The 23015-nt window shown below is 32.7% G+C and carries 19 protein-coding genes; 12 read left to right on the top strand and 7 right to left on the bottom strand.

Annotated features, from left to right (window positions below):
* Positions 1 to 172: 172 nt before the first annotated feature.
* Together O5O44_RS07025 and O5O44_RS07020 are read left to right on the top strand one after the other, a co-directional pair.
* A complete protein-coding gene (locus O5O44_RS07025; protein WP_289196305.1) occupies positions 173 to 1903 on the top strand; it encodes a hypothetical protein in 1731 nt (576 codons plus the stop codon).
* Between the two features lie 60 nt (positions 1904 to 1963).
* The gene (locus O5O44_RS07020; RefSeq protein WP_289196304.1) at positions 1964 to 2707 is read left to right on the top strand and encodes a T9SS type A sorting domain-containing protein; all 744 of its coding nucleotides are present in this window, start codon (positions 1964 to 1966) and stop codon (positions 2705 to 2707) included.
* Between the two features lie 47 nt (positions 2708 to 2754).
* Here the strand turns inward: O5O44_RS07020 and bshC are convergent, their stop codons facing one another.
* Positions 2755 to 4356 (bottom strand): bacillithiol biosynthesis cysteine-adding enzyme BshC, encoded by a 1602-nt coding sequence (gene bshC, locus O5O44_RS07015; protein WP_289196303.1) that lies wholly within the window; start codon positions 4354 to 4356, stop codon positions 2755 to 2757.
* Positions 4357 to 4624: 268 nt separating this feature from the next.
* Here bshC and O5O44_RS07010 point away from each other — a divergent pair, with 268 nt between their 5' ends.
* Positions 4625 to 5884 (top strand): carboxypeptidase-like regulatory domain-containing protein, encoded by a 1260-nt coding sequence (locus O5O44_RS07010; RefSeq protein ID WP_289196302.1) that lies wholly within the window; start codon positions 4625 to 4627, stop codon positions 5882 to 5884.
* A gap of 12 nt (positions 5885 to 5896) precedes the next feature.
* Here O5O44_RS07010 and O5O44_RS07005 read toward each other — a convergent pair whose 3' ends face one another.
* The 6 genes from O5O44_RS07005 to O5O44_RS06980 form a co-directional block, all read right to left on the bottom strand.
* Positions 5897 to 6649, bottom strand: a complete 753-nt coding sequence (locus O5O44_RS07005; protein ID WP_289196301.1) for an endonuclease/exonuclease/phosphatase family protein — start codon at positions 6647 to 6649, stop codon at positions 5897 to 5899.
* Between the two features lie 287 nt (positions 6650 to 6936).
* On the bottom strand, positions 6937 to 9588 hold the full coding sequence (locus O5O44_RS07000; protein WP_289196300.1) for a DNA gyrase/topoisomerase IV subunit A: 2652 nt from the start codon (positions 9586 to 9588) through the stop codon (positions 6937 to 6939).
* Positions 9589 to 9883: 295 nt separating this feature from the next.
* Positions 9884 to 11734 (bottom strand): DNA topoisomerase IV subunit B, encoded by a 1851-nt coding sequence (locus tag O5O44_RS06995; protein ID WP_019388346.1) that lies wholly within the window; start codon positions 11732 to 11734, stop codon positions 9884 to 9886.
* A 204-nt stretch (positions 11735 to 11938) separates the two neighbouring features.
* Entirely contained in the window at positions 11939 to 12838 is a 900-nt protein-coding gene (locus O5O44_RS06990; protein WP_289196299.1) for a DMT family transporter, read from the bottom strand.
* A gap of 232 nt (positions 12839 to 13070) precedes the next feature.
* On the bottom strand, positions 13071 to 14165 hold the full coding sequence (ychF, locus tag O5O44_RS06985; protein ID WP_019388348.1) for a redox-regulated ATPase YchF: 1095 nt from the start codon (positions 14163 to 14165) through the stop codon (positions 13071 to 13073).
* A gap of 146 nt (positions 14166 to 14311) precedes the next feature.
* On the bottom strand, positions 14312 to 14665 hold the full coding sequence (locus tag O5O44_RS06980; RefSeq protein WP_019388349.1) for a 4Fe-4S dicluster domain-containing protein: 354 nt from the start codon (positions 14663 to 14665) through the stop codon (positions 14312 to 14314).
* A gap of 98 nt (positions 14666 to 14763) precedes the next feature.
* Here O5O44_RS06980 and O5O44_RS06975 point away from each other — a divergent pair, with 98 nt between their 5' ends.
* From O5O44_RS06975 to O5O44_RS06935, 9 genes are all read left to right on the top strand, one after another.
* A complete protein-coding gene (locus O5O44_RS06975) occupies positions 14764 to 15825 on the top strand; it encodes an acyl-CoA reductase (RefSeq protein ID WP_289196298.1) in 1062 nt (353 codons plus the stop codon).
* A 74-nt stretch (positions 15826 to 15899) separates the two neighbouring features.
* Complete coding sequence (gene serC, locus O5O44_RS06970) at positions 15900 to 16964, top strand: 3-phosphoserine/phosphohydroxythreonine transaminase (RefSeq protein ID WP_289196297.1); 1065 nt, start codon at positions 15900 to 15902, stop codon at positions 16962 to 16964.
* Between the two features lie 128 nt (positions 16965 to 17092).
* On the top strand, positions 17093 to 18043 hold the full coding sequence (locus tag O5O44_RS06965; RefSeq protein ID WP_019388352.1) for a D-2-hydroxyacid dehydrogenase: 951 nt from the start codon (positions 17093 to 17095) through the stop codon (positions 18041 to 18043).
* Positions 18044 to 18161: 118 nt separating this feature from the next.
* Complete coding sequence (locus O5O44_RS06960; protein WP_019388353.1) at positions 18162 to 18800, top strand: DUF937 domain-containing protein; 639 nt, start codon at positions 18162 to 18164, stop codon at positions 18798 to 18800.
* A 205-nt stretch (positions 18801 to 19005) separates the two neighbouring features.
* Positions 19006 to 19446: a DUF6146 family protein gene (locus O5O44_RS06955; RefSeq protein ID WP_289196296.1), complete on the top strand. Its 441-nt coding sequence runs from the start codon at positions 19006 to 19008 to the stop codon at positions 19444 to 19446.
* 35 nt (positions 19447 to 19481) lie between these two features.
* Entirely contained in the window at positions 19482 to 19784 is a 303-nt protein-coding gene (locus O5O44_RS06950) for a DUF6787 family protein (RefSeq protein WP_289196295.1), read from the top strand.
* Positions 19784 to 20116 (top strand): hypothetical protein, encoded by a 333-nt coding sequence (locus O5O44_RS06945; protein ID WP_289196294.1) that lies wholly within the window; start codon positions 19784 to 19786, stop codon positions 20114 to 20116. Before O5O44_RS06950 ends, O5O44_RS06945 begins: the two co-directional genes overlap by 1 nt.
* Before the next feature lie 68 nt (positions 20117 to 20184).
* Positions 20185 to 22443 carry a TonB-dependent receptor gene (locus tag O5O44_RS06940; protein WP_289196293.1) on the top strand — a complete coding sequence of 753 codons (2259 nt, stop codon included), beginning with the start codon at positions 20185 to 20187 and terminating at the stop codon, positions 22441 to 22443.
* Between the two features lie 206 nt (positions 22444 to 22649).
* A complete protein-coding gene (locus O5O44_RS06935; RefSeq protein WP_289196292.1) occupies positions 22650 to 22832 on the top strand; it encodes a hypothetical protein in 183 nt (60 codons plus the stop codon).
* Positions 22833 to 23015: the final 183 nt, after the last annotated feature.

The raw sequence follows: 23015 nt of genomic DNA, 5'->3' as shown, positions 1-23015 counted from the left end.
TACCCCTTTTGTACCCAGCACTTTTTTTGATACAGAAAATGAGTCGTATATGTTTGTCTTGTCATTAAGTTGACAACAACCGTTTTTGTGGTGTCTTGTTCAAAAGGGCTGCAGACCTTTTTTGAGCAAGTCGCACAAAACGCTATTAACAAAACCACAAAAAATATTAATTATGGAATCTTCAAAAAATTACAAAAGCAGCAGTGCAGGTAAAAATTTATTAAAATCGATGTTTTTATTTATGCTTTTAATCGCAATTAATTTATCATGCTCGAAAGATGATATTAACAATCCTGAAAATTTAGAAACAGGAGAAATTAAAAAAAGTGCTGGTGCCACACCAGATGATTTCGATGCTTATCCTGGAGATGTAGGATTTGTTATTGACGCTCGCGAAATTGCAAAAAAAGGCTATATGCCATCTGTTGCAGAAGTTACAATAGAAGCCACAGAGGGTAATTATTCGCAAAATGTTGCAATAGACCCTATTACTCTTATGGGTCAGATAAAAATTTCTAAAAAAGGATTAAGTGTAGATGCAATAAACGAGCTTAAAAGTGGGGTAAGTGTTAGCTCCGTTATAAAAGATGAACATGGGAACTCTATTCTAACGGATCCTAAATCTAAAATCTCATTTTTATCAAATCCAAATGCGAGAACAATAAATGCAACAACCTTGGTTGAAACCGAGGAACACAATTCTATAAAATTAAGTGACAGCACCACGTATTATATTCAAAGAATGGATGCAGATGGAAACCCTGAAAACTCTGCATGGAGGTATCTGGAAGCTGAAGGCTATTCTGAGGTTATCACCTCCAATGACACACAATTTAATGGTAATGAACCCGATAGAGGTTTCACATTTATTGCCATACCAGGAGAATTAAACACTTTTGCTATCCGACATGCCGCATCTAAAAGGTACGTACAAGCAACACAAATAACAACCAATGTAAATATTAACTATTATGGCACTTTTGTAGCACCTAACTTAAGTAACCGTACGAGCTTTTCTAAAATACAGAGTGCATCAGATTATGATAATTTTAAATTTAGGTTCAATAAAACCGAAGACTGGAGTTATTCTATAGTAAATATAGCCTGGGGAGATAATTTTCCTATACAGCAAATTGATGGCTATGGACTTTCTATAAGTAAGCACGTTTATAATCCATTAACTAATACACAAATCAATGCACAGCCTCGTACTTGGCGTATTATTTCTACAACTATAGACTGGAATGTACAAAATATAGGTACAAATTTTTTAGAACCTATACTTGGTCCTGCACAAACTGCATTTGGGTTTAATAATACGTTAATTAATTGTGGAAACGGAGGATTAAGTCAAACTGTTGGCGGGGAAGTTAGCGAAGATTATTCAGAAACAGTTGGCTGGGAAGAATCATTATCCTTTACCTCAACATCAAGCACTAGTATTTCTGCAACTATAGGAGTAGAGTTTGAAGCTGGTTTTTTTGGTACTAGTGCAACTTATAGTGCGTCGATAACAGCAAATCATACACATGAACAATCTTCAACCCAATCTTCATCTCAATGGCTAACAAAAACTAAAGACGAAAAGAAATCGTTTTTTTCAGAGCGAACAGTTACAGTACCTTCGGGAAGTGCCACTTTAGTTTACGATGCCTATCAATTTTATGATAATACACTTGTTAATTTTGTTCAACGATTACGAATAAGTGGTACAGATTCAAAAACAGGAAAACCTTTATCTGGAGAAGAAATTCAATCACAATTTCATTTTAGTGGTTTTAATGGTGTTATTGCTGCTGTAGAACCTACATCAGTAGTTATCACTCTAAGAGGAACAACCCTTTTGAGTAAAATTTTTAAAACAGAAAGTAATGCACAAGATGTACCTGCTAATTGTAATTAATATAAACAGAAAGGAAGTGCTATCATTATTTTGCACTTCCTTTCTTAAAAACACGAAATTATGAAAACCATTATAACATTTATTATTATACATTTCTACCTTAGTTCACTCACGGCCCAAGCTCCCATTTTAGGAAATTCAGGATGTGTCGATGCATCCATAGTCTCACAAGGGTTAAACGGTAACCAATTTTACGGACAGACATTCCAAGCACAGTGTTCTGGTTTTTTAGAGTACGTACAAATTAATCTACATCCTAATCAATCTGGTATAGTAACAGCCAATACGCTAAAAATAAATGAAGGGAACGTTATAGGTTTTGGATACTACTCGCAAGACTTTGATGATGTTGTTATTAACAACGGCGACCATCTTCGTATTTACCTCAACAATGATTATCCAATTATTGAAGGCAACCAATATGTATTTGAAACCTATGTTGCTAATTTAAATGTTTCTGTTGACCTTATAGACACACATCCTAATGGACACATGCTTGTTGGTCATGCAAGCTTTTTCAATTCAGATTTAGGTTTTGAGGTAGGTATAAAAGAAAATTCCGTGCTAAACGTTACAACAAAAAACAACTCTAATATATTGATTTTCCCAAACCCGACTTCAGACTACATTGGTTTTAAAAACTTACATACTGGTAAAAACTACGTCATTTATAACGTTTTGGGTAAAGAAGTAGCATCTGGTCAGTTAACATCAGACCCAAGAATACCAGTATATCTTTTTGAAAAAGGCATATATTTTCTGAAATTTGAAAATCACGAAACCCTCAAATTTATTAAAAAATAGGATTGATTGTGTTAGAAAAGGATAAGCAAATCGAAAAACTTTCTTTCTTAAAATGTCATGATTACGAACTCTCCTCTTAAAGGCTTTAAGTTTTCTATCAAATTAGGGATGAGCAATTCGCCATACTCCAAATAAAACTCTGAGAAGTTAGTGTTTCGCTCTTGCAAACTTCCATTAGGAAACAATTGATTTTGAAGTTCTGTCATTCTAAAAACTTGGTCTGACAGAGCTTTCTTTTGGGCTTTTAATAAACGTTTTTCTAAGGTATCCAATCCTTTAAGCTGTTTGACTTCTTGAGCTTTTACAGCACCTAAAAAGGATTTGTCTGTTTGTTCAGCCAATTTATATAAGTCTTTGAATTGCTTTACTAAATGCTCTTTCTGACTTGAAAAATCGATGTCTAGATTAGATATTTCCCTTACTTTTTTATTAATAAAAGTGTCTCGCTTTAAAAAAATGTCTTCAGCAGAAACATTTAATTTTTCAAGTTTTTTATGTTGACTTTCAGATTGAATTAAAACAGAATTACGCAATAATAATATGGGAAAAGGTATTTTTACTTCATCAAAAAATTGCTTTAACTGAAACCAATACGCTAACTCTCCTCCTCCTCCAATATAGCATAAGTTTGGTAAAATAACTTCTTGATATAACGGCCTCAAAATTACATTTGGTGAAAACCGCTCAGGAAATTTAGCGACTTCTTGTAATATTTCATCTTTGCCCCAAACAATATCAGTATTTAAAACTTTAAATATGCCATTATCAAAAACGATACGCTCTCTTAAGTTTTCTTTTAAATAGAATAAATTAATTTCACGCGGATTAACTTGAATTTTATAGGCTTCAGAAATCTTCGAAAGTACTTCGTTAGTTTTTGAAACCTGTTTAAAAGATGTTTGATTTATGAGCTCTTCTTCAATATATGGAATAAATAAACGCTTCAATTTAGGTTCATTAGCGTCAATAATGACCAATCCGTAATCTTTAAATAATTCGTTTGCTAAATATCGTGTGGCATCGGCAAGATTATCATGATGTAAATAAGCCTGCTGAAACATTTTTTTCAATTCTTCGGCTTGAGAAGAAGTTCCTAGCACCTGTGATAACAACTCATAAACCTCATTTAAACCTTCCGTATTCAATTCACCTACAGCGCCTTTGGCCTTTCTATTCCATTGAAATTTTCTGCCTTTAAGATTGAAGTAATTTATTTCCTCAAAATCATGATCTTCTGTGGCCATCCAATATATTGGTACAAAATTATTTGCGGGGTATTTATCTTTTAAAGTTTCCGACAGATTTATTGCAGAAACTATTTTATATAAAAAGTAAAGCGGTCCAGTAAATAAATTAAGTTGATGCCCAGTTGTAATTGTGAACGTGTTAGCTAAATTAAGACTTTCAATATGTTGAAGTGTGATGTCTGAAGTCTTTATTTTTTGATACTGCTGTTTTAAAACATTTACTAATACATCTCGAGATTCTTGTTTTATTGTGCTTTTCTTTTCTTCAATTTGAAGCTTGAAACTCTCGATATTAGGAAACCGATTGTAAAAACGATTTAATTCTGATTTTTTATCTAAATAATCACAAATTAAAGAGGAGAAATAGCCTGTTTCCTTAAATGGTAAATGTTCTTGCTGCATATAACTATTAAAAACATGTAAATATACAGCTATTCAAAATTCTAATATCTAAAATTTTAGTTAAGAAATATCTCCTAGAATAAAGTCATAAAATTGACAGGGATTTAGCTCATAGATAAAATCAATAATATTTTATAACGAAATATAGGCGTTTTCTCTAGCAAGTTAGACACAAATTAAAGCCCTCATTTCTAATTAATTAAATGTTAATTTATTGGCTTTTTTTTCAAGAATTCATTATCTTATTAACAATAAAAAAAAGATAGTTATGAAAACGTTAAAATTCAACAAATATCTACTAGCTCTTTTTCTTTTAATTGTAGGAGTAAACACCTTATTTGCACAAGATACGGACTTCATTGAATTGGAAGCCAGAGTTATAGATAAAGATACTAAAGACGCTTTAGTATTCGCAGATGTACTTATTTTGGACACAAATATTAGCACGGTTACGAATACTGATGGCGAATTTTTATTAAAAGTACCTCATACCAATTTAGATGGAAGTATTATCATTTCTCACTTAGGTTATGAAAAAAAAGAATTGAAAATTTCATCAATAATGAACAATGAAAAAATTGCGCTTGAACCTGCAATAACAGAATTGGATGAAATTAGTATAAGTCTTGTGACAAAGGATGCGAGAGATTTAGTGGAACGCACCCTCGAGAAAAAAAGCAGTCTTTACAATAACGAAAACTCTGTAATGACCGCATTCTATAGAGAAACTATTAAGAAAAGAAGAAAAAACGCATCGCTTTCTGAAGCTGTTGTTAAAATTCATAAACAGCCTTATAATAATTTTAGAACTGATAATATTGAACTAATAAAAGCCAGAAAGAATACCGATTATTCGAAACTTGATACTCTTGCTTTGAAATTACAAGGTGGGCCATTTAGCAATTTATATACTGATATTATAAAATATCCTGAGTTCATTTTTACACCTGAGGACATGCCTAAATATAAATTTAGTTACGGAAAATCTACTAAAATTAACAATCGTCAAATCTATGTTGTGAACTTTAAACAGAAAGAAGACATTGGTATTCCGTTATATTATGGTAAACTTTACATAGATGCTGAAACTTTAGCGCTAACCAATGCGGTTTATAGTTTAAATGTTTCAAATAGAGAATTATCAAGTAGAATGTATGTGAGAAAAAAACCCAGAAAGGTAGATGTCTATCCGACAGAAGCAAAATATCGAGTGAATTATAGAACAACAAATGGCAAATGGCAATACGCTTACAGCAATATTTCTTTAACTTTTAAAGTGAATTGGAAAGGTAAATTATTTAATTCTACATATACTTTAAATAGTGAAATGGCAATAACAGATTGGCAAATTCAATATACAAAACTTGCTAAAAAAAGAAGTAACTTAATTACGCCTTCAACGATTATTAGCGAAAAAGCATCAGGCTTTTCAGATCCACGATTTTGGGGAGCATATAATATTATTGAGCCAGAAAAATCAATAGAATCTGCGATAAAGAAAATACAGAAGCAGTTAAAACGAACTTAAAAATATTAAACTTTAATCAATTGCTAGATTAACAAGAATAGGTTCATGATCTGATAATTTTAGCTTAAAATTTTCATGTGAGAGTACTTCTATATTTTTATCTACCAAAATGTAGTCAATTCTAATTGGATAATTAAGTCTAGGATACGTTCCACCAAATCCTCGTCCAGATTCTATAAATGAATCAAGCATATTATGTGATAACTTCCTAAAAGTATTTGAATACTGTGTAGCATTAAAATCGCCTACAAAAACAACTTTACCTTTAAAAGAATTGGCATGCTCAATAATTATTTTTGCCTGTTCTTCTTGTATGGCTTGCACTTTCTTAACCCTATTAGTAAGTTTAAAAATTCCCCATACGTTTAAATAGGAGCTTTTTGGTCTTAATTTAAAAGATTCAAGATGAATATTATAAACCCTGATTATCTTTTCGTTAAACTTAATATCTGCATAAATTGCTTGATTTCTAGAATCAGGGAAATCTACATAGCCTTCAGTCACTATGGGGTACTTAGAAAACATAGCCATAACAGATTTACCTGAGGTAACTAAATTAGTTTTAAACCAATGTGGGTAATCTTTAAAAGGCTTATATTTAATTGCTGAGAACTCTTGAAAACAAACAATATCCGGTTTTTTTTTAATTATAAAATCTGCTATCTTATCATCCCCTTCTCGATTTCCATCTTTACCATCATATTTAAATCCATTAGCATTATAACTTAAAATTGATAAATTATCTGAATTTATCGATTCTTTCAAGGAATTAAGCTGTACAAACGAATCAAACAAGATGAAATAAACTATAACAGATAAAATTGAAAGTAAAAAAAAATTATTTCTTGTAATCAACCAAAAAACTCCGATTATTACATTTAATGTAAAGAGAAAAGGTATAATAAGAGAAAACACAAAAGCTAAAAAACCGTTATAAATGGAAACTATTACACACCCAGTTATTAAAAACAAACTAGGTAATAAAGTCATTGCGCGACCTATATCTCGCCAAACAAATTTGAGAGTAATAGAATTTAACAAGTTATTATTTTTTAAAATAACGTTATTTGGCCATCATCATCAGCTTCTAAATCTGGGTCTTTAGAATCTGAATCATTTGTAGAAGGATTACTTTTAATTTCAGTTGATACTTCTTTTTCATCAACAACTTCTATTTCATCGGCATGCACTTCTTCAGGCGCATCATATGGTAGGGGTTCAAGTAGATTTACTTGATTTACTTTTTCTTTTGTTAATTGATTACCTAATGCATTTATACCCTTAATTGAAATAAACTCCTCTAAATTGATTTCTAAATTCTCTTTTCGATCTTTACCTCGTTCTTTAGCAAAAACGACTTCGGCCATGGGTCTCCAGTCTGTTGAAACAATTTCTAATTGAGAATTTGGATGCTCTGAAATAAAGCTTTCTTCTTTCCCTTCCTGTTCAATTAAAAACCGTTTAACATAATACAACTCTTTTTCACCATTGAAATAAACTGCTGATATTGGCTTTTTAGGCACCCATTTTTCCAATACAATCATGTCGTCATCAAAGTGCATTGTAACTTCAGGCGTTACTGTTTTAATTATTCCAGATTGTGTTATAATTAACAGTTTATCTTCGCCTCTAAATTCACCTATGAGCTCTCCTCTTCCGTCTACATTAAGACGTTGAACAGTTTCATCATACCAAATTTTTCGGGGTTTTAAAGTAGAAACTCCTTTTTCTTTTAATTCAATTCTCTTAACAGAGTATTTTGTCACTAAATTTCCTTTAGAAACGCGACCTTTAATAATAATATCTGCGAAATCAATATCCCACTTTAATTTCTTTATACTTCCTGCTTGTCTTAAATTTACAGTTACGACCTCGGCTTCTCCATTTGGGTTAGCAGAAAAATATAAAACTATAGAACCTTTATTAGCATTTGTCAAATCGTATTCTTTATCTCTAGTTACTCCAGTAACAGCAAAACGTTTTATGTAAGATGGTCCTTTTTTACCATCACGATAAATCATGTTATAAATAGTTCGTTTATCCTTCTTTTTAAATACAGCAACGTGCAAAATATCTTTACCAACAAACGTTTTTGAATCGACTTTGGTAACCATCATTTTCCCTTCAGCTGTAAACACAATAATATCATCAATATCACTACAATCGCAAACATATTCATCACGCTTTAATGAGGTCCCTATAAAGCCCTCTTCCCTATTTACATAAAGTTTAGTATTCCGAATAACCACTTTGGTGGCATCAACATCATCAAATATTTTAATTTCTGTTTTACGCTCTTTACCTGCACTATACTCCTTTTTTAGCCTAGTAAAGTACGCAATTGCATAATCTATTAAATTTGCTAAATGATGTTTTACTTCAGCAATTTGATCTTCAAGCGCATCTATTTTTTGTTGTGCTTTATCAATATCAAATTTAGAAATACGCTTGATTCTAATTTCAGTTAAACGCACAATATCGTCTTCAGTTATAGCGCGTTTTAGATGTTTAATGTGTGGCTGAAGTCCTTTATCAATGGCTTTTATAACGCCCTCCCAGGTTTCTTCTTCTTCGATATCACGATAAATTCTTTTCTCTATAAAAATTCGTTCTAAAGAAGCGAAATGCCATTGCTCTTCAAACTCAGATAATTTAATTTCTAGCTCTTGCTTTAGAAGTTGAACTGTGTTATCTGTAGAGCGTCGAAGCATTTCAGTAACACCTACAAAGAGTGGCTTATTATCTTCAATAACACAACCTAGAGGTGAAATCGATGATTCGCAACTTGTAAACGCATACAATGCATCAATGGTTTTATCCGGTGATAAACCTGAAGGTAAATGAATTAAAATTTCAACTTCAGCAGCGGTATTATCTTCAATCTTTTTTATCTTGATTTTACCCTTATCATTGGCTTTTAATATCGAATCAATAAGAGAAGATGTTGTTGTACCAAAAGGAATTTCAGTAATTACAAGTGTGTTTTTATCTAATTGAGAAATTTTGGCACGAACACGTACTTTTCCCCCACGTAAACCGTCATTGTAATTAGAAAAATCTGCTTCTCCACCAGTAGGAAAATCTGGTAAAATGGTAAATCGTTTTCCCTGTAAGTGTTTTACCGAAGCATCAATAAGCTCAATAAAATTATGTGGTAATATTTTCGTTGAAAGTCCAACTGCAATCCCTTCACCTCCTTGCGCCAGTAATAATGGAAACATGACAGGCAAGTTTATTGGCTCTTTTCTTCTCCCATCGTAAGAGGCTTGCCATTCTGTGATTTTCGGATTGTAAACTACATCTAGCGCGAACTTCGATAAACGTGCTTCTATGTAACGTGAAGCTGCAGCACTATCGCCAGTTAAAATGTTACCCCAGTTACCTTGGGTGTCTATTAATAAATCTTTCTGGCCAATTTGAACCATAGCATCAGCTATACTTGCATCACCATGCGGATGGTATTGCATGGTATGACCGACTATATTTGCAACTTTATTATATCGACCATCATCCAAATCTTTCATGGAATGCATGATACGACGCTGTACTGGTTTAAACCCGTCTTCAATAGCTGGAACTGCACGTTCTAATATAACGTAAGACGCATAGTCTAAAAACCAATCTTTAAACATTCCCGTAACTCGGGTTATGGTTTCTTTAGGTTCGTCCTGTCCGTTAATTAACTCGTCGCCGTCTTCAATCATTTAAAAAACCTATTTTTTAGGTGTTCCGTTAAGCATAACTCTTCCTACGTTTCTTAATCTATGTGCTTGCTCACTACTCGTGTGTACGTGCAAATATTTGTAAGATCTTTTCGTAAAGTGTGCTTTATCCTTGTTATATAACATTTTAGTTTAGTTTGATTTAATTATTTAATCCTTGTATATTTCAAGATATACGATATGTAATACAAATTTAAGATATTTTATCACATTAATTTTAACTTTAAACTAGTTTATAATTAGGTCTATTTATCTAAAAATGTACATAAACATAAAACTATTCTACAATATCTAATTCTACTTTTAAATTATCGATAATAAATTCCTGTCTGGTTGGAGTATTTTTACCCATATAGAAAGAAAGCAATTCTTCAATTGACATTCCTTCTTCTAACATCACAGGATCTAACCGAATATTATCTCCAATAAAATGTTTAAATTCATCAGGTGAAATTTCACCCAATCCTTTAAATCGAGTTATTTCAGGCTTCGGTTTCAGTTTTTCAATAGCATCTCTTCGTTCTTCTTCAGAATAGCAATAAATAGTTTCTTTTTTATTTCTAACTCTAAATAATGGGGTTTGTAAAATATACAAGTGCCCTTCTTTAATTACCTCAGGAAAAAATTGTAAAAAGAACGTTATGAGCAATAACCGAATATGCATTCCATCTACATCTGCATCTGTTGCAATTACTACGTTATTATAACGTAAGTCTTCAAGTGATTCTTCAATATTTAAAGCCGCCTGTAACAGGTTAAACTCTTCGTTTTCGTAAACTATTTTTTTACTTAATCCGTAGCAGTTTAATGGCTTTCCTTTTAAACTAAATACCGCTTGAGTATTTACATCGCGAGATTTTGTAATACTACCTGATGCCGAATCACCCTCTGTTATAAATAACGTGGTTTCTAGATTTCTTTCATTTTTGGTGTCACCGAAATGCACCCGACAATCGCGTAATTTTTTATTATGAAGGCTCGCCTTTTTAGCTCTATCTTTTGCTAATTTTCTAATACCCGATAATTCTTTGCGCTCGCGTTCTGCTTGAAGAATTTTACGTTGTATTTTTTCAGCTGTATCTGGATTTTTATGAAGATAATTATCTAGATAGGTTTTTAAAAAATCATTGATATAGGTTCTAACGGTAGGCAAATCGCCTCCCATATCTGTTGAACCTAGCTTTGTTTTAGTTTGACTCTCAAAAACAGGTTCCATCACTTTTATAGCTATAGCGCTTACTATAGATTTTCTAATATCTGAAGCATCGTAATTCTTACCATAAAATTCGCGAATGGTTCTCACAAAAGCCTCTCTGAAAGCATTTAAATGTGTTCCGCCCTGTGTAGTGTTTTGCCCGTTTACAAACGAATGATATTCCTCGCTATATTGGGTTTTACTATGTGTTAAAGCTATTTCAATATCATCACCCCTTAAATGAATAATAGGATATAGTCTATCGGATTCATTAATATTTTCACTCAACAAATCTTTCAATCCGTGTTCGCTAAAATATTTCTCACCATTAAAAACGATGGTTAAACCAGGATTTAGGTACACATAGTTTTTTATCATTTTAACTATGTACTCATTTCTGTATTTATAGTTTTTAAAAATAACTTCATCTGGAACAAAGGATACTTTAGTACCTTTTCTACGTGAAGTATCTTCTAATAAATCTTTATTAATGAGGTTACCTTGTTCAAACTCTGCTGAAGCAGATTTGCTATCACGTGTAGACTCTACTCTAAAAAATGAAGAAAGCGCATTAACTGCTTTAGTACCAACACCATTTAATCCAACCGACTTTTTAAATGCTTTTGAATCGTATTTTCCTCCGGTATTCATTTTAGAAACCACATCAACTACTTTTCCTAAAGGAATGCCTCGTCCGTAATCTCTAACAATGACTTTATTGCCTTGAATTGAAATTTCTATAGTTTTACCAGCTCCCATAACAAACTCATCTATGGAGTTGTCTAAAACTTCTTTAAGTAGAATATAAATACCATCGTCTGGTGACGACCCATCACCAAGTTTACCAATATACATTCCAGGGCGCATACGAATATGCTCCTTCCAGTCTAGAGAACGTATATTATCTTCGGTATAATTGGTCTGTTCAAGCATAAATAGGTTGTGATTTTAATACTTTCTAAACACAAAAGTATAAGATAGCACGCTAATATAGCACAACCTTTCAAAAAATAAAACCGCAGCGTTACAAAGTAATTAACAATGAAAGTAAATATTGTTGAGAACCTTGATATTACTGCCTCTATTGAGCGAATTGTTGTGTTTTTAAACTAAATTAATAGTCCAATACAAGTTTATTTAAGTTGCCTTTCTTGTTGACACCAGTAAAATGCCAACAATTACCACCAAGGCGCCAAAAAGTTGCAACCAAGTTAAAACCTCGTTTAAGAATACGGCTGCCAAAATTATCGTAGATATTGGACCAATACCAGCTATAATGGCAAAGTTTGAGGAATTAATCATTTTAATTGAGGCAGAAACTAAAAATGAAGGTATAACCGTTGCAAAACATGCAATTAAGAATCCTAAACCATAGACCTCCCATGAAAAACTAAAAATATCCATTTCATTAACCAAACCGTAATGAATGAAAACGCAAACACATGAAACCATCATAGCATACGCGGTGAATTTCATAACTCCAAATTTAGGGATTAACCATCCGCTACCAACCAAATACGACGCATAAGTAATGGCGCTAAGCAAAATAAAAAAACCTCCTAAATAGGTATCTGAACCTGAAATAGCAACCTCATCTGAAAATGCAATAACAATACCCAAATACGTTAATATTATGGCAATAATTTGAATTTTAGTAATTGCTTTTTTTAAGAATATTCTATTAAAAAGTAATACAATCGTGGGGTATAGAAAAAGAATAATACGTTCTAAACTTGCTTTGATATATGTTAATCCTACAAAGTCGAAATAACTAGCTAAATAATAACCTACTAAACCGAAAAATACAAGCCATACATAGTCTTTGGCTTCTACCAAAGCATCAGTATTTTGGTTTCTATACCAATATGCAATTACAAGATAAAATGGAAAGGAAAATAACATGCGGAGCAGTAAAACACTAATAGCATCAACATTATAGTTGTATGCCAACTTAACCATGACCGCTTTAGAAGAAAATAAAACGATTCCTAAAACCCCAAGAGCTACGCCATACCAAAATTGTTTATCGAGTTGCATAGAACGAAAGTAGATTTGATTTTTTCGTTTTAAACCTCGAGAAATAATTTATTACGATGTTCAGTGTTGTTTATGGTAATAAAAATTGCAAAATAACTCAAATACTGAATAGAAAAATGACTTAGTAAGAACACCTGCGTTAGGGATTGTAGTGGATAGCCCACAGCGGAGGCACGACGCGAGGACTTGGAACGGAAAGCCCGACCCAAAGGGTAACGCCAATAAAATAATTTTATACGTTGAACAAGAAGTGCATGACATCGCCATCTTTTACGATGTAGTTTTTACCTTCAACACGCATTTTACCAGCTTCTTTTACTTTAGCTTCACTTCCGTAGCTTACGTAATCGTTATATGCGATAACTTCTGCACGAATAAAGCCTTTTTCGAAATCGGTATGAATAACGCCTGCTGCTTGCGGTGCAGTGGCACCAATATCTACAGTCCAAGCACGAACTTCCTTCACTCCTGCCGTAAAATAGGTTTGCTGATTAAGTAATTTATAAGCAGAACGAATTAATTTTGCAGAACCGGGTTCGTCTAAGCCAATATCTTGTAAAAACATTTGTCGCTCTTCGTAATCATCTAGCTCATTGATGTCTGCTTCTGTTCCTACTGCAAGCACTAAAACCTCTGCACTTTCGTCTTTTACAGCCTCTTTGACTTGGTCTACATAAGCATTTCCTGAAACCGCAGCGCCTTCATCTACATTACAAACGTACATTACGGGCTTATCGGTTATAAACTGTGACGGCTTTACAAAATCTTCGTAATCATCCTCACTAAACTCTAATGCTCTAACAGAAGTTCCTGATTCTAATCCAGCCTTTATTTGTAATAAAACAGCTTCTTCTTTCTGAGCGTCTTTATTACCTGTTTTAGCAGCACGTTTTACTTTATCGAGTTTCTTTTCAACAGTTTCTAAATCTTTAAGTTGTAATTCCATATCGATAGTTTCTTTATCGCGAATAGGATTTACATTACCATCAACATGTACAATATTATCGTTATCAAAGCATCTTAATACATGAAGGATGGCATCGGTCTCACGAATATTGGCTAAAAACTGATTTCCTAATCCTTCTCCTTTACTAGCGCCTTTCACTAATCCGGCAATATCAACAATTTCGACAGTTGCAGGCACAACACGCTCTGGGTTAACCAAAGATTCCAATTTCTCCAAACGTGGATCTGGTACATTTACCACACCAATATTAGGCTCTATTGTACAAAACGGAAAATTTGCACTTTGTGCTTTTGCATTCGATAAACAATTAAATAAAGTCGATTTCCCTACGTTTGGCAATCCTACAATACCTGCTTTCATAATTACTTTAATTTTGCGAGTGCAAATGTAGTTAATTAGATGAATTAGATTTATACATTATTAGGAATATTTAAATTCTTACTCAAGGCAAAAAAAAATCCTAAGTGTTTGCTTAGGATTTTTTAAAATTTATTTTTTAGCCATTTTTAACCGTCAGGGTGCATAAAGCGTTGTTTAGCTAATAATTCTTCTTCGGTTTCAACATGGTCTTCATCAGGTACACAACAGTCTACAGGACAAACTGCAGCACATTGTGGCTCGTCGTGAAACCCTTTACATTCTGTACACTTATCTGGAACAATGTAATACAACTCATCACTTATCGGTTCTTGAGCTTCATCAGCATCAACTTCAGTACCATTAGTTAGTACAACTTTACCATCTAAACTCGTACCATCTTTATAGCGCCAATCATCTGCACCTTCATAAATTGCTGTATTAGGACACTCAGGTTCGCATGCCCCACAATTTATACATTCGTCTGTTATTATAATTGCCATAGTAATTTTTTATCTTTTAAAGTTTAAGAACTCTGCATAGAATCCTTAAATTTGCAGTTGCAAAAATAAAGCCAAAACCATTCATAACCAAATTCAGAATGCAATTACAAGAAAGAATTAACGCTTTTGTAAAATTAGGAGATTTTTTAAGGCAATTTTCTAATGAAGTTATCTCAAAAGCAGATAATGTTGAACACAACGAGGTATTCTTTGATGGCTTTAAACACCAGATAAAACTGGCACAAGAACATAATGGGTGGTTTACCGCCGAAAATATTAGGTTCGCGTTAAAATCATGGGCAGATGCTTTAACCCTAACTAATTTAGAAACCTGGTTAAATCCTTATGCCATAGAGAACGTGTCTCCAAAACAAGTAGCGATAATAATGGCGGGGAATATTCCGCTTGTGGGTTTTCACGATTTTCTATCGGTACTTATTACAGGGCATAAAGTCTTAGTCAAACAATCTTCTAACGATAAACATTTACTTCCTTTTTTAGCGAAATATATAGAATATGTAGAACCTAAATTTAAAGGTGCTATTTCTTTTACTGAAGCGAAAGTTGAAAATTTTGATGCCGTAATAGCAACTGGCAGTAACAATACAGCACGATATTTTGAATATTATTTTAAAAACAAGCCATCTATTATTAGAAACAACAGAAACTCAGTTGCTGTATTAACAGGCAATGAAACACTGGAGGATTTAAAAAATCTCTCCGAAGACATATTTAGATATTACGGATTAGGCTGTAGAAATGTTTCTAAACTCTATGTGCCAAAAGGCTATAAATTTGATGCCTTTTTTGAAGGTATTTATCATTGGCATCCTATTGTGGAAAAAGCAAAATATGCCAATAACTACGACCATAATAAAGCGGTGTATTTAATGAGCGAATTTGATATGCTTGAGAACGGATTTTTTATGATTAAAGAAGATGAAAGCTTTGCTTCTCCAATAGCGACGTTGTTTTATGAATATTATGACTCAACTGAAAATTTAAAAACAGAACTTGAAGCTAAAAAAAATCAAATACAGTGTATTGTTTCTAGAGGATTTATTGAAAATGAAATTGCTTTTGGCCACACTCAAAAACCAGAACTTTGGGATTATGCGGATAGTGTAGATTCTATTGAATTTTTGTTAGCAATTTCTTGAAAAAATTATTGATTTAATAACACAAAATACCTAATTAATTAGCAACTTTGCATCTTAATTTTTTATCACTCAAAATGAAAAAACACAACTTTAGCGCAGGCCCTAGTATTTTACCACAAGAAGTCTTATTAAAAGCTTCTGAAGCGGTAATAGATTATAATAACACTGGTTTATCTTTAATTGAAATCTCACACAGAAGTAAAGATTTTGTTGATATTATGGAAAAAGCAAGAGCTTTTGTTTTAGAGTTACTTGGTTTAGAAGGTAAAGGATATAAAGCATTATTTTTACAAGGCGGTGCTAGTACACAGTTTTTAATGGTAGCCATGAATCTTTTGGAAAAAAGAGCTGGATACTTAAATACGGGTGCATGGAGTGAGAAGGCTATAAAAGAAGCCCAAATGTTAGATGATATTTATCAAGTGGCTTCATCTAAAGATGCTAACTTTAATTATATCCCTAAAGGTTATACAATTCCTGAAGATTATGATTATTTTCACTGTACTTCAAACAATACCATTGTTGGAACACAGTTAAAATCATTTCCAAACTCACCAATACCTATGGTGTGCGATATGAGTAGTGATATATTTTCACGTCAGTTAGATTTTTCTCAATTTGGTATTATTTACGCCGGAGCCCAAAAAAATATGGGTCCTGCAGGAACAACTCTTGTGGTAGTAAAAGAAGATATTCTTGGAAAAGTATCTCGTAAAATTCCTTCTATCATGGATTACAAAAAACACATTGGTAGTGGTAGTATGCTTAACACGCCTCCTGTTTTTGCAGTTTATACGTCTATGTTAACTTTAGAATGGTTAAAAGGTCTTGGCGGTATTGCAGCGGTTGAACAAGAAAACGAGAAGAAAGCACGTTTAATGTATTCTGAAATTGATTTAAATCCATTATTTAAAGGATTCGCTGCTAAAGAAGATCGTTCTTACATGAATGCTACGTTCACCTTAGAAAACGAAAACTTAAAAGAAACTTTCGAATCTATGCTGAAAGAAGCGGGTATTAGTGGCGTAAACGGGCACAGAAGTGTTGGTGGATATAGAGCTTCAATGTACAATGCATTACCAATTGATAGTGTAAAAGCACTTGTTGAAGTCATGAGCGAATTAGAAAGTAAAGCATAATAAATATTACCGTAAGCAGTCTCAATTTTTAGCGCTTACTTAGACATAAAAACAAATTATAAATTGAAGTACAGAGGTAATAGTAATTTCAACTTTACACTCTTAAACTTTAACATTAAACATAAAAAATGAAAGTATTAGCAAACGACGGAATTTCTCAAAGCGGAATTGATGCCTTAGATAAAGCTGGTTTCGATGTTATCACAACCACAGTGGCTCAAGAACAATTGATTAATTATATAAACGAAAAAGACATCGCTGTTTTATTAGTTAGAAGTGCAACAACAGTAAGAAAAGATTTAATTGACGCTTGTCCAGGTTTGAAAATAATTGGTCGTGGTGGCGTTGGTATGGATAATATCGATGTAGAATATGCAAGAGAAAAAGGTTTAAAAGTAATTAACACACCTGCAGCCTCTTCACACTCAGTTGCTGAATTGGTATTCGGGCACTTTTATGGTTTAGCACGTTTTTTACATAACTCCAACAGAGATATGCCTTTAGAAGGAGATAGCAACTTCAAAGGATTAAAAAAAGCATATGCAAAAGGTACTGAGCTTAAAGGAAAAACCTTGGGTGTTTTAGGGTTTGGTCGTATTGGTCAAGCAACAGCTAAAGTAGCACTTGGTGTTGGAATGAAAGTAGTCGCTTTCGATCCGTTTTTAGCAGAAGCAGATTTAGAGTTAGAATTTTTTGATGGTCAAAAAGTAAACTTCAATATTAAAACAATTTCTAAAGAAGACGTTTTAAAACAATCAGATTTTATCTCACTTCATGTGCCAGCTCAAAAAGACTACGTAATTGATGAAGCAGAGTTTAACATGATGAAAGATGGTGTGATTATAGCTAATGCTGCGCGAGGCGGTGTGGTAAATGAAGTTGCATTAGTAAAAGCCATTGAAAGCGGGAAAGTTGCTAGAGCAGCTTTGGATGTTTTTGAAAAAGAACCTAAACCAGAAATGCAATTATTAATGAATCCTGCTTTATCTCTAACACCTCATACCGGTGCTGCAACTAATGAAGCACAAGATAGAATTGGTACAGAATTAGCATCACAAATTATTAATATCTTAGGATAGATTAATAAAATTGTGACTAATTAAAGATTAATGAGTCCTAACTATAGCAGTTGGGGCTTTTTTTGTACATTCAACTTCAATTTTTCAAATTATATTAATCAATAACAATTATAAAATCATGTCTGGAATTTTAGATTTATTAAACAGTGACCTAGGAAAAACATTAATTAACGGCGTTTCTAGTCAAACAAAACAACCTCAAAATAAAACACAAGATGTTTTAACAATGGCTTTGCCAGTTTTAATGCAAGCCATGAGACGTAATGCATCAACTCCTCAAGGAGCAGAAGGCTTATTAAGTGCTTTAAACAGTAAGCACGACGGAAGTATACTTGATAATTTAGGTGGACTTTTTAGTGGAGGTGTTGATCAAAATGTGATGTCTGACGGTGAGAAAATCCTTGGACATGTATTAGGTAATAAACAACGTAACGTACAGAATACTTTAGGTGCTAAAGCAGGAATGGACGCTGATTCTGTTGCGCAAATACTAAAAGTTGCGGCACCTATTTTAATGGGTGTATTAGGTAAACAAACCAGACAAAATAATGTCAGTAGTCCAAATGCAATTGATGGATTACTTGGTGGTTTATTAAAGGGTAATTCCCCTCAACAAGAACAAAGCTTTTTAGAATCGATACTTGATGCTGATGGTGATGGTAGTGTTATTGATGATGTTGCTGGCATGGTTTTAGGTGGAAACAAAAAGAAAGGTGGACTTGGTGGATTACTAGGAGGCTTATTCGGAAGAAAATAATACCAAATCTCTATAAATAGTTAAAAAAGTCAACATTACGTTGGCTTTTTTTTTGTTAAAAACATTTAAAAAGAACGCACTAAGGAATGATTTTTGTAAATTTAATAAGAAAGCTAATACTTTTTACTCACAACAGAATTAGTTTAAGTTTTACTTTTATTAAAATCACAAATTCTGTATTTATTCAAAAAAATGCCTAAATGCCATGAAAAAAATAATTTATATCCTTTGCATTTCAATGTTTATTGTAAGCTGCAACACAACTAAAAAAGTGGCAAAAACATCTACAGATGAGCAATTGGAAAGTTTAAAACAAAATGATACTGTAAAAATTGCTAATGACGACATAGAATATGAAATCATGATTATAGAGCCTGGTTTCAATTTTTGGCTTGTTAGTATAGCCAAACAACGCGGTTATTACTCGCAAGAATTCTTAGAAAACAGAAACAATCTTTATGTTATGGAATGGAATCAGCGTGTTTTGCTTCCTCAACAATACAGAACAGATTTATACGAATTACAAATTGATTATCAACAAGGTATAGATTATGGTTATGAAGTTAATTATGTGCTTTACAATTATTTTATATACTTTCAGAGAAAATACAATCAGAGATTAGGACCGTTCATTCCTAGAATTTAAATCTATTTTATTTATTTTTGCATAAAATTGCAACTTTGGAAAAATTAAAAGCCCGTTGGGGCATAGAACATAATTGGCAAATAATCGTTATACTGATAGTATTTGCAGTTACAGGTTCTACGGCATCATACATAGGCAAACCTATACTTTCATTTTTAAATATTACGACTGAAACCTTTTCAAGTTTCGGTTATTGGACCCTACGAATCGTTTTACTTTTTATAGTTTACCAATTTTTGCTGGTGTTTTTTGGGTGGATATTTGGTCAGTATAAATTTTTCTGGAACTTCGAAAAAAAGATGCTTCGTAGATTAGGTTTAAAACGATTTATAGATTAATGCATCGTATCAAGGAACATATCATTTTTCGTTTACTAAAATTTTTGTTGGTAATAGCGTTAATGGTACCTTCTACTATTAAATTAATCCATGTTTTTGAGCATCATGAACATGAAATATGTGTTGGTGGAGACACAACTCATATTCATAAAATAGATTTAGATTGTGAGTTTCAAAAATTTCAATTGACAACACATTTTAACCTTCCCGATGTCGATTTTGCGGTTTTTCAACCTAAAAAAATCTCAACATCTATTGAGTCTCAATACTTCTTTTTAAGTAAATATCAACGTTTACATTTTTCCCTCAGGGGTCCTCCTTCATTAGTTTAATAATTTTTACTTAGCTCAACTTTAAGAGCTTTAGCTATTTTTTTTATTAAATAAAATGAACAAATTATATGAAATCATTATTAAACGCATTGCTATTGTTAGCAATCACAAGTATTTACAGTCAAAATACATTTAGTGGTAAAATTACAGACTCTCAAACCTCAGAACCACTATCATTCGTAAATATCTATTTTTCCGATCTTGAAAAGGGTACAGTTTCAAATGAAAATGGAGTTTTTCAAATTGAAAATATCCCCACAGGGAAACATCAAATTATTTTTTCTATGATTGGTTACGAAACACAATCAGTTTCAATAAACATCTCTACAGAAACCAAATTTGAAATTAAGTTAATGCCCACCGCCATAGAAATGGAAAGTATTATCATTTCTACACCTTTTCACAAACTACAGAGTGAGAATGTTATGAAGGTGGAACAAAAATCTGTCAAAGAGTTAAAATCCAGCGGTGCCGTAACGCTTGCAGAAGGTATCACCAATATAGCTGGTGTAGAAAGTATTACTACTGGATTAAGTATAGGAAAACCCGTTATTAGAGGGTTAAGTTCAAACAGAGTGCTTGTTTACACTCAAGGCATTCGCTTAGAAAATCAGCAATATGGCGATGAGCATGGTTTAGGCGTAAACGAAACAGGTATTGAAAGTGTAGAAGTTATTAAAGGTCCAGCTTCGTTGTTATATGGAAGTGATGCCCTTGGTGGCGTTTTGTATTTAAACCCAGAGCGTTTTGCAAATACCAATTCGTCTTCAGGCGATTTTGGCGGTAACTATTTTAGTAACACACAAGGTTACAGTACCAATGCAGGTGTTAAAGTTTCAGGAGATGAATTTAAATTTTTATTTAGAGGAAGTTTAGCAGAACATGCTGATTATAAAACGAATGATTACCGTGTAACAAACACACGTTTTAGAGAACAAGATTTAAAAGCTGGTATAGCCTACTATAACAATGCATTTAAAACAGAATTTCGTTATAACGTAAACCAATCTAAACTCGGAATTCCTGAAGACATAGGCATACAGAACACCAACAGAATGCCACTTCTGCCCTACCAAGAAGTTACCAATCATGTGTTTAGTTCAAAATCTACATTGTTTTTTAATGATTCGAAATTAGATATCAGTTTAGGGTATATTTATAACAATAGAAAAGAATTTGAAGAGCATCACCATGACGAGGATGAAGATCATCATGACGAAGATGAGCATGACGAAGATGAACACGAAGAAGAAGAGCATCATGATGAAGCAGATGAAATTCTAGAAGCAGCTTTGAATATGAAACTCTCAACCGCGAGTTACGATGTGAAGTATAGTCTACCTAATCTTGGGAAATTTGAAACTATTATTGGAGTTCAAGGCATGAATCAAGTAAATACTAATTATGGTGAAGAAGCATTAATACCCAATGCCACAACTAACGATATAGGTGTATTTACAACGTCTCATATTCATTTTGATAAAGCCGATATTCAATTAGGTGCTCGATATGATAATAGACACTTAAATATTGAAAATAGTCTCAACAAAACCTTCAACAGTTTTAATGGCGCCTTAGGGTTTAAAACAAATATCACACCTGCAATAACAACACGAGTTAATTTAGCAACTGGTTTTAGAGCGCCTAATTTATCTGAATTAGCATCCGATGGGTCTCATGGTGGAACCAATCGGTATGAAATTGGAAACATCGAATTAAATAACGAACAAAATTTTCAAACCGATGTGGCTTTCGAATTTAAAAATGAACATTTAGAATTATTTGCCAACGGGTTTTATAATACCATAAACGATTACATTTTTTTAGCTCCTAATGGCGAGATTATTGATGAAGACCCCGTTTTCAGGTATGCTCAAGAAGATGCCAAATTATATGGTGGGGAGTTTGGATTGCATTTACATCCACATCCTCTAGATTGGATTCATTTTGAAAGCAGTTTTGCAATGGTAACTGGCAAGCAAGATAATGGTGCGTATTTACCATTAATTCCAGCAAATAATTTAACCAATACCATTAGAGTAGAATTTGAAAATAATTCTATAAACCAAGGCTATGCTTTTATAACCTTACGCTCTACTTTTAACCAGAATAATGTGAGTATTTTTGAAACTCCAACCGGAAGTTATAATTTGCTTAGTGCCGGTTTAGGAGGAAATTTAACCCTTTTTAAAAACGAAGTAAGTTTTAGTCTTTCTGGAACTAACCTAACTAATAAAACTTATATTAATCATTTATCTCGATTAAAACCAGACGGTATTTTTAATATGGGAAGAAACATAAGTATAGGGCTAGCTTACAACTTTTAAACACCAAAGCATGCATAAAAATTTATGCACGCTTATTTATTTCTTAACTTGAATTTGTCAGAAAAATTAACTAGCTTCGTTTAACGTCGGATATAAAACATTTAAACGTTTGATATCCGCCTGAGTTGGCAACAATTAAGAGCAACTAAACTAAAAATTAAAAAATGGAAAATATTCGGATAATATTAATAGTAATATCGCTTTTTTTGATAATCACCTTTCTTTATTGGAAACTGACCAATGGTTATGCTGAAAAAGAATACGGTAAAAAGATGTTTAAACAATGGGGAACGAGAACTTTTTATTGGACTGGAGCATTGTTTTTTAGTAGTGGAATTACAGTTTTTGTTATTTACCTATTAAAATGGGGAAATGTTTTGACTTTTTAAATATCATCTGAATTTATTATTGTTACGGAATCGGAATTAAAAACCAATCTGAATTCGGAATTTAGAAAGTGTCGGAATTGCTCACTCTAACGGAATTGAAAAATTTTGAGGAATTTATCGCTGAACGAATTTAAACTGACAAAAAATAACTGTTGCCAACACCGTATATAAAAAATTGCTGGT

This window comes from Algibacter luteus (assembly GCF_030344935.1).
Lineage (GTDB): Bacteria > Bacteroidota > Bacteroidia > Flavobacteriales > Flavobacteriaceae > Arenitalea > Arenitalea lutea.
Note: the sequence above shows the minus strand (reverse complement) of the source record. Positions and strands in the feature narration are given on the sequence as shown.